The following is a 16798-nucleotide window of genomic DNA, read 5'->3' on the forward strand; positions in this document are numbered from 1 at the left end:
GAGGTATGCGGTCATCGGTGAAATGACCGCAGAATGTAAACGAATGATTAGGCTTTGTTTGATGGAGAGGTCGTGAGAAAGGCTTCTGAATACTTACGGCGTAAACGAGTGAGTTCGATATAATCTTTGATTAGGAAAATATTGAATAAAATACCTAAACTAGCTAATCCGAACCAAAATGCTTTTTGTAAGTTAGGAATAAAAGCCATTGCGACTAAAATACAGATCATGCCCAAGATTGCGACATAGCTGAGATAAGGAAAGCACCACATTTTAATTTTTAAACGTTCAGGTGCTGTACGTTCAAGATCACGGCGTAGACGAATCTGTGAAAGTGCGATCAGAATATAAACAAATAATGCAACTGTACCGTAGGATTCAACAAGGAAAGGAAAGACGCCATCAGGTGAAAAATACGAAGCTAAAATAGAAATATAGCCAAATAATGTACTGAATAAAATGGCACGAATTGGAACTCCATTTTTAGATAACTTGGTCAAACTGCGTGGTGCATCGCCATTTTTAGTTAATGCAAATAGCATACGGCTTGCAGCATATACACCCGAATTTAAACAACTTAAGACAGCAACTAAAATCACAGCATTCATAATGCCAGCAACATAAGGGATATCTAAAACCTTTAATGCACTGACATAAGGCGTTGCCATATCTGGGCTATTCCAAGGAACAATACATACAACTAAAAATATGGAGCAAACATAGAAAATTAATACACGTGTAATCACAGATTGGGTTGCTTTTGCTACTGATTTTTCAGGATCTTGTGTTTCAGCAGCAGCAATAGTGACAATTTCAGCACCAAAATAAAAGGCTGTTGCGGCAACTGCACCTGATAAAACAGGACCCCAACCATTTGGCATAAAGCCACCATGACTCAGCATTTCGCCAAAGCCATTGGCTTGGTGATCAGGCCAAAACCCTATGAGATATAAGCCACACAGAAAAATAAACACCACGATGGCAGCAACTTTGATAGATGAAAACCAAAATTCGAACTCTCCAAAAGACTTCACGGAAAATAAATTTGTTGCAGTTAATAACACAAGAAGAACTAGACTAATGATCCAACTCGGTACATCTGGTATCCAATATGCCATGAGCTTTGCACCCACAATGGCTTCAAGAGCGATGACGATGACCCAAAAGTACCAATACATCCAACCTGTCATAAAACCAGCCAAGCGTGATAAAAAAGGTGAGTCTTTAAATGCATAACGAGCATATGCATAAAAAGAGCCTGTTGCAGGGGATGCAGTCGCCAACTCACCCAACATTCGCATCACTAAAATGATGAGTATGCCTGTAATCAAAAAAGATAAAATAGCTGCTGGACCAGCAGATTGAATTACAACGGAGCTGCCTACAAATAGCCCCATACCAATCACCCCGCCCAATGCCATCATTTGTACATGGCGAGGTTTTAAACCACTTTTCAGTGAATGTTCAGAATGATCCATGCTATACCACTCCTGTAATTGTATTGATAATTCATTCAGTTAGAAGTTGTTAATAAAAGCCTAAAATGTTTCATGTGCTGTTTTACAAAATCTCATCTTGTAGGTAATACCAACGATAGAGCAAAGCTTGCCCCATACGGCGAAAAGGGCTAAATAGATGTGATGGCAGTGCAGTACGATAAATTGGTAAATCGAATTGCTTACGTTGAATACCCATGACACGCTCTGCTAAACGTTTTCCTGCCATTGCTGAAAATGACACGCCATTACCACCATAACCGATGGCGTAATAGATTGTTTCATCAGGATTTGGTTGTACAATGCGAGGCATCATGTCATGACTCACATCCACCCAACCCCACCATGAATATGCAATAGGTATTCCACGTAGACTTGGAAACTTACGATATAGTCCTTCTTTTAAACGTTCTAAATGAATCGGATTATGCGCATCTGCACCTGTAAGTGCACTACGACTACCACATTGCACAGAACCATCAGGCAATAAACGGTAATAATGACGTAAGGTTCGAGTGTCTGTAATAAACGTTGTACTGTGTAATCCAGCGTCTTTGAGTTCCTGTGCTGTTAATGGACGAGTGACGATCGAATTGGATAAGATCGGCATAATTTTTCCCGTCAAACTTTGATGTAAACCATTGGGGGTGTAGCCACCTGTCGCAACAGCAACACGCTTTGCTTTTATAATGCCTTGTGGTGTTCTCAGATAGTGCACACCATTGCGTGTTTCCCAATCCAATACAGGGCTAGAGGTATGTACTTTGGCACCTGCTGCACGTGCACGTTTAAGATAACCAAAAGCAAGTTTAAGCGGATGTACTCCCACACCTTCAGGTTCAAATAATGCGCCAACCGCTTCTTGGTCATTCACAAATTCTTCTTGCAGAGCTTGTTGTGATAGCATGCGGGTGTTATAGCCAAAGACATTTTTCATCACTTTGGCTTCATTTTCTAAAAATGGAATTTTCTTACGGCGATGTGCTGTATATAAATGTCCTTTATCTTGAGCATCACAGTCGATACTTGAGGCTAAGCTTTTAAAATACTCAAATCCATCTCGAATTTCTGCATCTAATTGTTTTGCAGTATCAAGCCCCCACTTCTGAATCCATTGTGAACGATAGAGCCGTCCAGAAGCATTCTGACCTTGTCCACCATTACGACTGGTACAGCCCCATGCACTTCTATTGGCTTCAAGTACCAGTGGAGCAGCGCCATGTTCTTCTGCTAAGGCAAGCGCCGTTGCAAGACCTGTAAAGCCTCCGCCGATGATGACGATATCCGCCTCAGTATCCGTTAAAATAGGACCATCATCTTCAGGAGGAGTCCCTGCTGTAGCCACCCAATAAGTGGGTGCATAGTTTTCATTACCTGTTAAGATTTTATCAGTAAGTGGGTCGAAATTTGGATTGTAGTCTTTCAATATTTGCTGTTGCTGTAATACATGTCCATGCAGTGAAAAACTTTCGTTTTGCATAGAAGAGGGTGATATTAATTTTTTATTCATTGTCTTCATTCCTTAGTTGTAAAATTTTTCTTTTGCACAGGGCGATTTTTTCTAAAGGCATTTTTGATCAAAATTTTATCGTCTTTAAATGTGAAAACATCAACCATATTTGCTTCAATCAAACCACCATCTGGTGCTGTTGCCACAAACGTTGTTTCAGAAATCCCACGTTGCTGATCTGCGCTGAGCCAATGTTGCCCATTCAACCATTGCGCATCAGGAAAGCTGGTAAATGTTTTACTAAATGCTTCACGAACGGCTGTAAAACCTGAAATACGTTGTCCATAAACATCATCACCAGCAACTGTTTCAAAAATACAATCCTCATGCATACATGCCATAAGTGTCTCTACATCATGTTCATTCCATGCTTTTGAAAATTTTTTGAGCAATGCCAATCGTTGATTATTTTCCATGAGTTTCCCTTAGTCTTTTGCTGAAATATTGCAGTGATTACAATGTAGATAAACTTTAAAAATAGGCGTAGACCCAGTGACCTACTTTTAATAGAACCAGATATTTAGTCACATTTAATTGATTTTTATATATTTTTATTATTGTGTTTGGCATGTTTAATGCATATTTCTTTTTTATTTTTAAATTTTAGTTGATTAAGGCTTTTTTATAAATTATTGCACTATTCAGGTGAAATATACTTATAAGTGCTCAAATATGGGGATTTTGAGAATGACGCATCTCAATATGATACCGATGACTTGGTCTCGTTTATATCAAGAAACCATAGACCTTGGCTTAAATTTACAAGGCAGAGTTTGCCGTATGATTTTTACTGCGATTAGTACAGGATTTTTAAAAATAGGTGAGCCTGTGCCATCGAGCCGTTTTTTTGCTGAACATTTGGGAATTGCACGTAATACAGTGATTATTGCATTTCAACAATTGGTGACGGAAAATATTTTAGAGTCACGACACCGTAGTGGACATTTTGTACATTTTGACTGTCATATACTGTATCAAACTCAGCAACTCAATGCGCTAAATCCTAATAAACAATATGATTGGTCAAAACGTCTCTCTAAAAAACTATCCCAACAAAATAATTTAATTAAGCCTTTGGATTGGGAAAATTATCCATTTCCGTTTATCTATGGACAACATGATCCAGAAAATTTTCCTGCTGCTGCATGGAGAGAATGTTCTCTCAAAGCCTTAGCAACAAAAAATGCATCATTATGGGCACAAGATTTAACACAACAGGGCGATGATATGCATTTAATTCAAGCAATACGACAGCATATTTTACCTACTCGAGGCATATTTGCCGATGAAAATGAAATATTACTTACTGTTGGTAGTCAGCATGCTTTGTATATGATCGCTGATCTTTTATGTCATCCTGATGCTGTAGTAGGTATAGAAAATCCATGTTATCCAGATGCTTATAATATTTTTTCGATGCGTACTAGTAATATTCGAGCATTAGATATCGATCAAGACGGAATTCATCCAGAACAGATCCAAGGATGTAACTATGTGTATCTTACCCCCAGTCGACATTGTCCAACTGGAATCTCAATGTCAGCACAACGTCGTACAGAACTGCTTGAATTGGCTGAAAAATACGACAGTATTATTATAGAAGATGAATATGATGCACAAATTTCTGTGCAAAAAAATATGTTGCCCTCGCTCAAAAGCCTAGATCATTGTGGTCGTGTAATTTATGTGGGGAGTCTATCTAAGCCACTCGCGCCAGGATTACGTTTAGGTTATATCGTTGCAAATACGGAATTGATAAAGGAATTACGTTTTTTAAGACGATTAATGCTCAGACATCCAAATCTGTTCACCCAACGTGTTTTTGCATTTTTTATTGAGATGGGGTATTACCACAGTATGTTACGCCGTCAACATGAAGCTCATTTAGCGCGCACATCGCTTTTGATTAAAACTTTAAACGAACATTTCCCAGAGTGGATTGTAAATTCTGCCAATGGTGGCTCATCCTGTTGGGTCAATACTCGAAATATCAATACACAATCATTGGCTCAACAGGTAAAGGAGCAAGGCGTATTTATCGAAACAGGTCAAGCCTTTTTTATCAATTCAACAATAGATCATTTGTGCTATTTAAGAATGGGGGTTGGTTCTATTGAACAAAGTAAAATTGAAGAGGGTATACAGCGTATTGCACAATGTGTAGCGAAGTTTAAATCTACAAAGCTATCTACATAATTAAGATAAGTATTATTTTCAATTGCTTATTGTTAATTATACGCGAGTATTTTCTAGGTTTTTTCAATATTTATTTTTATATAGTTCTCATTAACTTATACAAAGTGAATTTTACTCAGTTTCACCTTAGATTAAATCATTTTTATTCATGTTAGGTTTCAAGTATAAATATCTGCATTGAAAGAATTTAGATTTATTTTAGAAATTAGGTGGTATTTCCCATGAGCCAAAAATTTGCATGTTCTCTTAAACGTATCCGTTTTGATGAAAACTATCTTCCAGCAGACAGCACACGTCTAACAACTAACTTTGCCAATTTAGCACGTGGCGAACATCGTGAAGAAAACTTACGTAGAACTTTGGCGATGATTAATAACCGCTTTAATACTTTGGCGAGTTGCGATAATCCAAATGCAGATCGTTATTCACTTGAAATTGATATTATCTCTGCGGAATTAGACGTAGAGGGTAATGGTCAAACTTTCCCATTCATTGAAATGTTGAAAAGCACCATTACCGATCATAAAACCAATGAACGTTTTGAAGGTATGATCGGCAACAGCTTTTCTTCTTATGTACGTGATTATGACTTTAGTGTGGTATTGCCTAATTTAGGTTGTAAAACCAATGAAAAACCAGAAGATTTTGGTGACTTACACGGTAAGTTATATCAACACCTTGTGACTTCAGATGTATTTACAGCTGAGTTTAAAAAACAACCTGTAATTTGCCTAAGTGTTTCAACATCTAAAACATATTACCGCACTGCAAATGTACATCCTGTACTTGGTGTGGAATATAAAAATGATGAATATTCACGTACTGATGATTATTTTGCAAAAATGGGTTTAAGCGTTCGTTATTTCAAACCTGAAAATGCGACTGCACCTTTAGCATTCTATTCTGCAAATAACTTGCTTACTGACTATACCGATTTTGAATTAATCAGTGCGATCAGCACCATGGAAAGTTTCCAGAAAATCTACCGTCCTGAAATTTACAATACTAATTCAGTTGCAGGTTTGGTCTATCAACCGAGTTTGAATTATCAAGATTTCTCGTTGACTCGCGTTGTGTATGACCGTGTTGAACGTGGTCAATTGGCAGTAAAACAGGGCAAATGGACTGAAGAAAACTTCATTCAGCCTTATAAAGACATTCTGAATGAATGGGCTGCTCACTTTGTTGCAAAAACAGCACAGCAAGAAAGCGCTGCAGCGTAACCACAGCTTAATTTTAATATTGGATTTCTTGCATATTATTTAGTTCAATTTTTTGATTTGTATTGGAAGTTCCCTCTCCTTTAAAAGGAGAGGGTTAGGGAGAGGATTTATATGAACCCTCATCCTCTTGCGGAGTTACCTCCTCATCTCTGAGCCATATATGGCGCAAGAGAAGGAACTATAGGTATATTTTCAATAATCGTGGTTGTTTAAATATTTAGTTCTTTTGAGCTTATGCATGAATCCTACGTTTTTTAGATGAATTTAAAGATAGAAGATTAAAGATGACTCAACGTATATTACCTACATCTACAGCAGGCAGCTTACCGAAACCTTCATGGCTTGCAGAGCCTGAAAAACTTTGGTCGCCGTGGAAATTGCAAGATCAAGAACTTGTAGATGGTAAATTGGATGCACTGCGTTTGTCATTACATGAACAACAACAAGCGGGCATTGATATTGTCAGCGATGGTGAACAAACCCGTCAGCATTTTGTAACGACTTTCATTGAACACCTTGATGGTGTGGACTTTGAAAAACGTGAAACGGTGAAAATTCGTGATCGTTATGACGCAAGCGTACCTTCTGTGGTGGGTGCTGTATCACGTCAAAAGCCTGTATTTGTTGAAGATGCTAAATTTTTACGTTCATTGACTGATCAACCGATTAAATGGGCACTTCCGGGTCCAATGACCATGATCGATACTTTATATGACGGTCATTATAAAAGTCGTGAAAAATTGGCTTGGGAATTTGCTAAAATCTTAAACCAAGAAGCTCGTGAACTTGAAGCTGCGGGTGTGGACATTATCCAATTTGATGAACCTGCATTTAACGTGTTCTTCGATGAAGTGAATGACTGGGGTGTTGCAACTTTAGAACGTGCGCTTGAAGGTCTGAAATGTGAAACTGCGGTACACATTTGCTACGGTTATGGCATCAAAGCCAATACCGATTGGAAAAAGACTTTAGGTTCAGAATGGCGTCAATACGAAGAGGCCTTCCCTAAACTGCAACAGTCTAAAATCGATATCGTATCACTTGAATGTCAAAACTCACGTGTACCAATGGATTTGATTGAACTGATTCGTGGTAAAAAAGTCATGGTGGGTGCGATTGATGTAGCGACCAATGTGATTGAAACACCTGAACAGGTTGCAGATACATTGCGCAAAGCTTTACAGTTCGTCGATGCTGATAAACTTTATCCTTCAACCAACTGTGGTATGGCGCCACTTGGTCGTGAAGTTGCACGTGGTAAATTGAAAGCCCTCAGTGCAGGCGCAGAAATTATCCGTCAGGAATTAACGCGTTAATCCGACATTTAAATCATTTATTGAAATTACATTCAAAGTTCCTTTTTCTACGAAGAAGAGGGAACTTCCGATACACAGTTAGATCTAAACAGCACAGTATTTCAGAATTTAATTCAAATACAATGTTTTAGGCGAATAGGAACACGGTCATGGTTGATGCAACAGACTTTAAAAATGCAATGTCTTCGTTAACGAGTGCGGTCAATGTTGTGACCACCGTTGGCGAATCTGGTTTTCATGGCTTTACAGCCTCTGCTGTGTGCAGTGTAACTGATACACCACCGACATTATTGGTCTGTATGAATAAATCATCACGTTCTCATACGCATTTTGTTGAAAATAAAGTTTTGACTGTGAATGTTTTAGGTGCTCAACATGAGCAACTTTCCAATGCATTTGCATCATCTAAACTCAGTTCAGATGAGCGTTTTGCACTTGGAAAATGGTCTGAACTTGAAACAGGTTCACCTGTGTTGGCTGATGCTTTGGTCAGTTTCGATTGTAAAATTTCAGATATTCAGGAAGTAGGCACACATACCATTTTTATCTGTCCAATTGTTGCGATTCAAAAGAACCAGGAAGATCAAGCTTTGGTTTATTTTAATCGTGCTTATCATCAGGTTGGTGAAACAGAAATCGCTTAAATCCAGGGTTTGTCATTCGTCTGTGTATTTTCAAACCCTATACGCTGTGTGTGCAAACCTAACGCTCCAAAATCTTATTCTCTCAATTTATAAAGTCAGTAACTCGTGGAACTCATCATTTTTTTAATCATCGGCGCATTTGCAGGATTTGCAGCTGGGCTGTTTGGCGTGGGTGGTGGTACCATCATTGTCCCGCTTCTATATATCGTCTTTAGCCAAATGGGCTATGATCCCAATGTTGTCATGCATCTGGCATTGGGTACTTCACTTGCAACGATCATTGTCACTTCAGTCAGCTCGTTAATGGCACATCAAAAGAAAGATGGCATTATCTGGTCGGTATTTAGAAATCTTGCACCGGGTATGGCATTGGGCTGTTTCTTTGGAGCAGGGATTGCAGGTTGGTTATCTGGGCTTCATTTGCAAATGATTGTTGGCGTATTCTTGCTTTGGGTGGCGTACACCATGTTTATGGGCTCGAAAAAGGTCGTGGACAATACTAAAACATTACCGTCGACACCGGCACAAATTAGTGCAGGAGCGGGGATAGGTATCGCTTCCGCAATCTTTGGTATTGGTGGCGGGAGTATCACTGTGCCATATCTCACGCATTATGGCGTGGTCATGCAAAAAGCAGTCGGTACTTCAGCTGCATGTGGTCTACCAATTGCGATTTCAGGTGCTTTAGGGTTCATGCTTTTTGGAATGAATGCGCAGGTGAATGTGCCTAATACCATTGGTTTTATTCATGTTTATGCTTTTTTAGGCATCAGCGTCATGAGTTTCTTTACTGCAAAATTCGGTGCAAAAGCTGCGCATGCATTATCACCAGCAATGTTAAAAAAATGTTTTGCCGTTTTATTGCTCTGTGTAGGCAGTTTCTTTTTGGTGAAAGGCTTTCTTTAATATTTTTGCTAGACAATAAAAAGTCTAATGTAGTGTCATACTGAATTATTTCAGAAAAATATCTCTTTCTTCTCTTGCAGAGTTTTACGCCTCATTTTAGAGCTATATAGAGTGCAAGAGAGGAACTTTATGATGGATTCATTTACTTTCTAATGATAAAAACTTTGAAATAAAAACTCAGTGACAATGATCGTAATCAAGCCACTGATGATTAATATTAAAATAACTTCAAACTTTACATTCACATCTAAGCCTTTGAGTTTCTAGATAAACTTCACTTTTAACAATCTCCGTCTTATTCAAAAGTAAATTTTACTCATCCATCACAGTATGGCGTTCTTGATGGTAATCTTCTTCTGTTGCTCCTTGTTTCCAATATGGCACAGCATATAAATGTGATTTTTTGACCTGATATTGCTGTCGAAATAATTGACCAAGTGAAATAACACGTGAATTTTCACCTGCCAAAGTCACAGAAATACGTTGTGTATCCCAGTTTAATTGTGCCAAAGAGTCTTTAATAGATTGTTCTACATCAGTATTTTTTATCAACCAATGCACTGTCATTGCTGTGGGGTGTGACAATGGAATTTGATCTTTTGCATCATCAATTTCAATCCAAATATCACCTTTTGCATGATTAGGAAGTTGCGACAATGATGCCGCAATCATTGGAAGGGAGGATAAATCACCGATAAAGACCCAATAATCTGCTTGAGGATTAAAGCGTTCTCGTCCCCCTGGACCTGCTAAACCTAAGGTATGACCTTTTTGGGCATGTATCGCCCAATCTGCTGCAATACCAAAATCAGTGTGACGGACAAAATCCACCACTAAGAGTTGTTCTTCAAGCAAAAAATCACGAATAGTATAGGTACGTGTTACAGGTTTTTTGCCCTCAGCCCAAATCACTTTACCTTGTGCATTACGTGTTGGGAGTAGCGGTTTAAGTTCCGCCTGTTCAGGAAAAAATAATTTAATGTGTGCACCATTCTGATTTAAGGGAAAGTCAGAAAAATCATTACTGGAAAAATAGATCCGTTGCACATGTGGCGATAGCTGCTCAGATGCCTGTACATAGATATATCGTGGTGAGGGGAGAGAAATATTTGCCATATGTAGTCCACTCTTTGAAAAATGATATGTGAGGCGACAAGATTTGACTGATCGAGGGCAAATCGTGTGGCTTTAGTGTAATGTTAATAAATATCATTTGCAAATGATAATAATTATATTTAATAATTTATATAGATGCTTGTATAAGCAAAAAAGCATTTAAAGTTTTTCAATAAATATAGTGAAAATTTTTATAGACCATTATAAAAATTGTTTGATTTAGGCGATCACTCATGCAAACAATGCAATCTCTCGCACCTTTAACTCGTGCACAACACAGTATGTGGAAAGGGCATCATTATCATGGTAGCTATCCATTTCATACCGCAGAATGGTTGGTGATCGAAGGACCACTGAATCGAGAACTTTTTCATCAAGCGATTGAAATGACACTCAAAGAAGCTAAAGCTTTACATTGGCGTGCACTAGAAATAGAGGGTAAAGCTTATCGTGTTGATGATGTTGGTTTGCGAGCAGCACAATTTGTTGATTTATCACATTTAGATGAACAAGGCATTTTAGATTGGGCGGATCAAGCCGTTGAACCACCGTTTGACCTAAGCACAGGTCATCTATACGACTATATTTTTGCTCATTTAGCTGATGAAAAATATGGTTTATTTTTTAGAGCGCATCATGTGGCATTGGATGGTTATGCTTATGGACTAATGATCAGCCGTTTTCTAGATTATTATCAAGCTTTAAAAAATGCGACAGACTTAAAAAATAAAGCCTTTGAGCATTTTGATAAATTTTTGGCAGATGAACAACGTTATTTACAATCTCCCAAAGCAGAGCAAGATTTACAGTTTTGGCGGGACAATTTTTCCAATGATCTTGCCCCCAAAAAACGTCTAAAACGCAAACTCAAACAGCCTTTTTACCAAGGTCCTCGTTATGAGGATGTGATTGATTGGGATACACAACAAAATATGAATCGTTTGGCAGCTGAATTAAAACTGCCCAGTGCTATGGTGGTCATGGCGGTCATGATGCAGTATCTTGCCAAACAGTCAGGTGATCGTCAGCAATGTTTTGGTGTGCCAATGATGTCACGTTTAGGTACGGCTGCAATGCGTATTCCCTGTTTAGTGATGAATATTCTACCTTTGCGTTTAGCAGGAACAGGACAGGAAAATTTAGCTGAAATAGTACAACTCTTGGCACAGCGTTTTAGTGAAATTCGTCCCCATCAAAACAGCTATTTTGAGCAAATGCGTTATGTGCTTGATGGTTTTGAACCGATGGAAAATATTCTTTTTGGTCCGATTGTGAACTGGATTCCCTATCCATTGCCTGAACAATTTGAAGGCTGCAAACTCACCAAAACTACGATTTCCGCAGGTCCAATTGAAGACTTTGATATTGCCATTACCAATAAATTTGTCGATGGTGTAGAGCGTTTATACCTCGCTGTGGATGGTCATAAAGAACTTTATGATGTTGAGTCTTTAGGTGAATATTGGCATGATTTTATGCGCATGTTACGCCTCTGGTTGCAGCAACCTGAGTTAACAGCAGATGATTTAAGCATCGAAAAAAAACTGCCAGTATAAATCTGGCAGTGCTGATACAAAAACCAATTAAACGCCGAGAGTTGCACCACCATCAACGACCAATTCATGCATAGTAATTTGTTGAGCTTGATCTGAAAGTAAGAACAAAATGGCATTGGCGACATCTTCAGGTTCAGCCATTTTCCCAAGTGGAATACCACTACGGTATTGTTCAAGATTTCCCTCAACAATACCACGAGGGGGGTGCTCATCTGTCCATAATTGTTTTTGCATTTGCGTCAGCGTTGAGCCTGGTAAAACTAAATTACAACGGATCCCATGTGGTGCAAGTTCTAAGGCTAAATTTTTAAAATAATGGCTCACGGTTGCTTTGGTCGTGGCATACAGTCCCATATTCATACGTGGAATGAGTGCTGCATTGGAACTAATACTGACAATTGCACCTGTTTTGTGTGGCATCATCTGCTTGGCAACCCACTGTGATAATAGGGCGGGTCCCATAAAATTCACTGCTAAATTGTGCTGCCATTGTGCTGCTGTGGTATCGAGCAGACTGCCCATTTCCAAAATACCTGCGGCATTGACTAAACCTGTTATAGGTTGATCCGCCCACGGTGACTGTTGAATATGTTCAATTAAGCTATTTGTTTGAGAAATGTCATGTGCAATCGCATGAAAATTTTGTTGTTGTGCTGGACTAAGTTGCTGCACGATGTCCCATGTGTTTAGTTCAGAATTAAGATCAATTCCAATGACTTGATGATCTTGTTGAAGTAATTTTATGGCAACAACAGCACCAATTCCACGTGCAGCACCTGTCACAATAAAGACTGAAGACATTTAAAATCCTTATGTTTATTTACAAAAAATAACGATTATCATTAATAAATGAGAATAATAATCATTATATTAGTCGCGTTCAGCTATGTTAGTCAAATATCTACAGTGCTGAATTGTTAAAAAACATAATTGAAAATGCGAGCGCAAATATGTTGCCAGTAGAACCATCAGTATTTAAAAACATGATTGGAATAACCAAGGAAGACTTAATTGAAGCCGATGTAGCAGGATTCGTATTTGCTACACCTACAGGGGCGATTTCTAGTAAAAAGCTGCTAGAAAATATTCAATTTGAACGTGATACAGCGTTGTCTTTTGAGGAGCAGCAACACGCATGGTTAAAGCATGCACAACAGAAACTTCAACAAAAAATTCAAGAGATAGGTAATTCTGAGCTGATTTTGGTCGGGAGTTTACCTTTTGATCATCGTGATTTACCTGAGATGTCGATTGCTGAAGCAAAAAATACTTATGTTATAGATGGTTTGGAACACTCAGAATCAAATGAAGCACATTCACAAGTTCAGGCAACCCTTGTGCCGCCACAAGCAGATTATGTCAATGGAGTGACGAAACTTGTGGAGTTAATGAAAAGTACTGCATTGGAAAAGGCGGTTTTAGCACGTGCGATTGATTTGCACAGCACGCATAAATTCTCCGTGGTTGAATTGTTCTATCGTTTATTTCACAACAATCCCGAAGGTTATACCTTTGCTTTGGCACAAGACCCGAAAAAATCAGGTTGGTTCATGGGAGCAAGTCCTGAACTCTTGGTTGCCAAACAAAATCAGTATGTGTTTAGCAATCCTGTTGCAGGGACATTAGCAAGAAGTGTTGATGCAACTGAAGATCAAGCACAGGCGGAGCGTTTATTGGCTTCAGCGAAAGATCAACATGAACATGCTGTAGTGATTGAAGCGATTGCAGATCAACTATCACCTTTGTGTCAAAGTTTAACTATTCCCAAAATGCCATCTTTGATCAAAACCCAAACTGTATGGCATTTGGCGACACAAATTAAAGGCACATTGAAAGATCCTAAAATGCATGTTTTTGATTTGGCTTCTATTTTACATCCTACACCTGCGGTTTGTGGTCAGCCAGCACCTTTGGCACGACAACTCATTTCAGAATTAGAGCCTTTTCAGCGCAATTTATTTGCAGGCACGATGGGATGGAGTGATGTTCGAGGCAATGGTGCGTGGGCTGTGAATGTCCGTTGTGGACGTATTTTTGAACATTCTGCACGTTTATATGCGGGTGCAGGAATTGTTGCAGCATCACAACCGACCAGTGAGTTGAACGAAACGATTGCTAAGTTCAAAACCATGCTGAATGCATTGGGTTTAAATGCTGATCAACTCAGCTATCAATAAGGTGCAGCCATGTCTGAACAAACATTATCGGAACAAAAATTAGAACAAAAGCTGTGGGATGGCATCGTGCAATATCCGCCAGAGTTTGTTGAAAAATATATTGCACAGGGTTATTGGCTTGGACAAACCTTAAGTGAGTTTTTCATCGAATGTGCAGATAAATATGCCGAAAATACGGCTTTAATTTGTGCTGATCGGCATTTTAGCTATAGAGAGTTACAAAATCGTATTGATGAATTCGCCGTGTATTTAACGAAAAAAGGCTATCAAATTGGCGATAGTGTCGTAATTCAGCTGCCAAATATTGCAGAATTTTTTATCGCTTATTTTGCTGCATTACGTATTGGAATGCGTCCTGTGATGAGCCTACCTGCACATCGTCATGCAGAAGTCAGCCATTTTATCAACCAAACGCAAGCAAAATTATATATCTGTGCTGATAAATTTATGGGCTTTGATTATCGTAAGTTAGCACAAGAATGCCAGACACGTTGTAATTCTTTGACACAAGTGATTGTAGTTGGAGATGCTGCAACAACAGGTTTTGATACATGGCCTGAAACGGCGCAATATCAACAGCAGCGCGTAGTATCGCCTGCATTAACTGCACGTCATGTTGCATTTTTTCAACTGTCTGGCGGTAGTACAGGTACACCAAAACTGATTCCACGTACACATGATGACTACTTATATAGTGTACGTGCTAGTGCAGACATTTGTGAACTGAATCAACATACTAAAATGTTAATGGTGCTGCCTGTAGCTCATAATTTCAGTCTGAGTTCTGCAGGCTCATTGGGTTTATTTTATGCAGGCGGAACTTTAGTTTTATCGCGAGATCCTTCAGCAAGTACGTGTTTTGCATTGATTCAACAGCATAAAATTTCGCATGTGGCATTGGTTCCTGCATTAGCAGCAACATGGGCTGAAGCTGTACAAAAAGGTGCTGACAATATCTTTGCACAATTAGAAGTTTTACAAGTCGGTGGCGCACGTTTGGCAGATGCTTTAGCACGACAACTAATAGAACACTATCAATGTCGTTTGCAACAAGTCTTTGGTATGGCAGAAGGCTTGGTGAATTACACCCGTTATAATGATGATATTGAACAAATTATTTCAACACAAGGCAGTCGTATTAGTGCTGATGACGAGATCAAAGTCGTGGATGATGAGGATCAAGAACTTGCGCAAGGTGAAGTGGGGCATTTATTGACTCGAGGTCCTTATACCATTCGAGGCTATTACAATGCGCCAGAACATAACCGTAATGCATTTACAGTAGATGGGTTTTATCGCACAGGGGATTTGGTACGGATCAATGCGGCAGGCAACATCATTGTAGAAGGGCGCAGTAAAGACCAAATCAATCGTGGTGGTGAAAAGATTGCCACAGAAGAAGTCGAACAAGTGCTGAACCAGCATCCGCAAGTGATTCAGTCTGCATTGGTGTCAATGCCAGATGCCATGTTAGGTGAAAAAAGTTGTGCCTATATTCAATGGCGTACAGATGAAGCCGATCCTAGTTCAACTCGCTTAATGATGCAACTTCGACAATATGTTCAAAACTATGGGTTGGCGACGTATAAAATTCCTGATCGTATCGAGTTTGTTGCAGACATGCCTTATACCGCTTTGGGCAAAATTGACAAAAAAGCCCTCAGACAACGTTTAGTTGCATAAATACATTTTTTAAATTTTATAAATAACTAGGTAAATCACACATGGCTATTCCACGTATCGCAAGCTATCCGATGCCACAAGTACAACATTTTCCCACCAATAAAGTGAATTGGACAATTGATCCGAGTCGTGCCGTACTGTTGGTACATGATTTACAGCAGTATTTCTTAGATTTTTATGATCAAAGCCAAGCGCCGATTCCTGAACTGATTCAACATTGTCGTCAGTTGTTAGATCAATGCCATGCACAAGGAATTCCTGTGTATTACACCGCTCAACCCGGTGATCAAAGTACAGAACATCGTCAATTACTCACCGATTTTTGGGGCAAAGGTTTGGCGGCTGACCCGAATATTGTACAGATTATTCCGAGTTTACAGCCTGAAGAACAAGATACCATTTTGACCAAATGGCGTTATAGCGCATTTAAGAAAAGTGATTTTGAACAACGGATTAAGGATGCAGGACGTGATCAATTACTGATTTGTGGCGTTTATGCACACATTGGCTGTTTATTAACTGCGGCTGAAGCCTTTATGTTGGATATGCAAGCCTTTTTAGTGGGGGATGCACTGGCAGATTTTAGTTTAGAAGAACATGAAATGGCACTGAAATATGCCACAGGTCGTTGTGCCAAAGTGGTAGACACCGCAACAGTATTGACTGAATTACAAACGGCGTTAAAAACAGAATTAAAAATGGAGACGGTAAAATGAGCCACGCAGATTTAACGTTAGAGGGATTACGTCAAACCATTGCAAAACAACTTGAAATAGACGCAAGTGAAATTCAAAACGATGACAATTTATTTATGTTGGGTTTAGATTCAGTCAGTTTAATGACTTTGGTTGGACAATGGCGTGAACTTGGCATCAGTGTTGAATTCCAAGATTTGGTTGAAGAACCTACTTTAGAAGATTGGCAGCGCCGTTTAAAGCTCAGTCCTGCATGATCAACGTATTACAAGAAAAGCGA

General features: G+C 39.0%; 15 protein-coding genes. 10 read left to right on the forward strand and 5 right to left on the reverse strand.

The genetic code is table 11. From position 1 onward, the window contains the following. Positions 1–47 precede the first annotated feature (47 nt). From AVJ19_RS03800 to AVJ19_RS03810, 3 genes are all read right to left on the reverse strand, one after another. On the reverse strand, positions 48–1478 hold the full coding sequence (locus AVJ19_RS03800) for an amino acid permease (protein ID WP_111858471.1): 1431 nt from the start codon (positions 1476–1478) through the stop codon (positions 48–50). A gap of 82 nt (positions 1479–1560) precedes the next feature. Then, entirely contained in the window at positions 1561–2976 is a 1416-nt protein-coding gene (locus tag AVJ19_RS03805) for an FAD-dependent oxidoreductase (RefSeq protein ID WP_111858539.1), read from the reverse strand. Positions 2977–3011: 35 nt separating this feature from the next. Next, a complete protein-coding gene (locus AVJ19_RS03810) occupies positions 3012–3422 on the reverse strand; it encodes a nuclear transport factor 2 family protein (RefSeq protein WP_068975943.1) in 411 nt (136 codons plus the stop codon). A gap of 271 nt (positions 3423–3693) precedes the next feature. Here AVJ19_RS03810 and AVJ19_RS03815 point away from each other — a divergent pair, with 271 nt between their 5' ends. The 5 genes from AVJ19_RS03815 (at position 3694) to AVJ19_RS03835 (ending at position 9291) form a co-directional block, all read left to right on the forward strand. Beyond that, positions 3694–5202 (forward strand): PLP-dependent aminotransferase family protein, encoded by a 1509-nt coding sequence (locus AVJ19_RS03815; RefSeq protein WP_111858472.1) that lies wholly within the window; start codon positions 3694–3696, stop codon positions 5200–5202. 221 nt (positions 5203–5423) lie between these two features. Continuing rightward, positions 5424–6425, forward strand: coding sequence for a putative oxygenase MesX (locus tag AVJ19_RS03820; protein WP_111858473.1), 1002 nt, complete (start codon positions 5424–5426; stop codon positions 6423–6425). Between the two features lie 284 nt (positions 6426–6709). Beyond that, entirely contained in the window at positions 6710–7741 is a 1032-nt protein-coding gene (locus AVJ19_RS03825; RefSeq protein WP_087551947.1) for a methionine synthase, read from the forward strand. A 149-nt stretch (positions 7742–7890) separates the two neighbouring features. Beyond that, positions 7891–8385, forward strand: coding sequence for a flavin reductase (locus AVJ19_RS03830; protein ID WP_111858474.1), 495 nt, complete (start codon positions 7891–7893; stop codon positions 8383–8385). Positions 8386–8490: 105 nt separating this feature from the next. After that, on the forward strand, positions 8491–9291 hold the full coding sequence (locus AVJ19_RS03835; RefSeq protein WP_111858475.1) for a sulfite exporter TauE/SafE family protein: 801 nt from the start codon (positions 8491–8493) through the stop codon (positions 9289–9291). A 312-nt stretch (positions 9292–9603) separates the two neighbouring features. Here the strand turns inward: AVJ19_RS03835 and AVJ19_RS03840 are convergent, their stop codons facing one another. Continuing rightward, on the reverse strand, positions 9604–10407 hold the full coding sequence (locus AVJ19_RS03840; RefSeq protein WP_111858476.1) for a siderophore-interacting protein: 804 nt from the start codon (positions 10405–10407) through the stop codon (positions 9604–9606). A 233-nt stretch (positions 10408–10640) separates the two neighbouring features. Here AVJ19_RS03840 and AVJ19_RS03845 point away from each other — a divergent pair, with 233 nt between their 5' ends. Beyond that, positions 10641–11963 (forward strand): condensation domain-containing protein, encoded by a 1323-nt coding sequence (locus AVJ19_RS03845; RefSeq protein WP_111858477.1) that lies wholly within the window; start codon positions 10641–10643, stop codon positions 11961–11963. 27 nt (positions 11964–11990) lie between these two features. On the opposite strand, the gene AVJ19_RS03850 is transcribed toward AVJ19_RS03845, so the two are convergent. After that, on the reverse strand, positions 11991–12764 hold the full coding sequence (locus AVJ19_RS03850) for an SDR family oxidoreductase (protein WP_111858478.1): 774 nt from the start codon (positions 12762–12764) through the stop codon (positions 11991–11993). Positions 12765–12913: 149 nt separating this feature from the next. On the opposite strand from AVJ19_RS03850, the gene AVJ19_RS03855 reads away from it, so the two are divergent. From AVJ19_RS03855 to AVJ19_RS03870, 4 genes are read left to right on the forward strand one after another with little or no spacing between them, the layout of a single operon-like run. After that, positions 12914–14140 (forward strand): isochorismate synthase, encoded by a 1227-nt coding sequence (locus tag AVJ19_RS03855; RefSeq protein ID WP_111858479.1) that lies wholly within the window; start codon positions 12914–12916, stop codon positions 14138–14140. 9 nt (positions 14141–14149) lie between these two features. Next, complete coding sequence (locus AVJ19_RS03860) at positions 14150–15823, forward strand: (2,3-dihydroxybenzoyl)adenylate synthase (protein WP_111858480.1); 1674 nt, start codon at positions 14150–14152, stop codon at positions 15821–15823. A gap of 41 nt (positions 15824–15864) precedes the next feature. Continuing rightward, positions 15865–16539 carry an isochorismatase family protein gene (locus AVJ19_RS03865; protein WP_111858481.1) on the forward strand — a complete coding sequence of 225 codons (675 nt, stop codon included), beginning with the start codon at positions 15865–15867 and terminating at the stop codon, positions 16537–16539. Further along, positions 16536–16775 carry a phosphopantetheine-binding protein gene (locus AVJ19_RS03870; protein WP_111858482.1) on the forward strand — a complete coding sequence of 80 codons (240 nt, stop codon included), beginning with the start codon at positions 16536–16538 and terminating at the stop codon, positions 16773–16775. Before AVJ19_RS03865 ends, AVJ19_RS03870 begins: the two co-directional genes overlap by 4 nt. Positions 16776–16798 lie beyond the last annotated feature (23 nt).

It is taken from the genome of Acinetobacter sp. CFCC 10889, assembly GCF_003268395.1.
Classification (GTDB): Bacteria; Pseudomonadota; Gammaproteobacteria; order Pseudomonadales; family Moraxellaceae; genus Acinetobacter.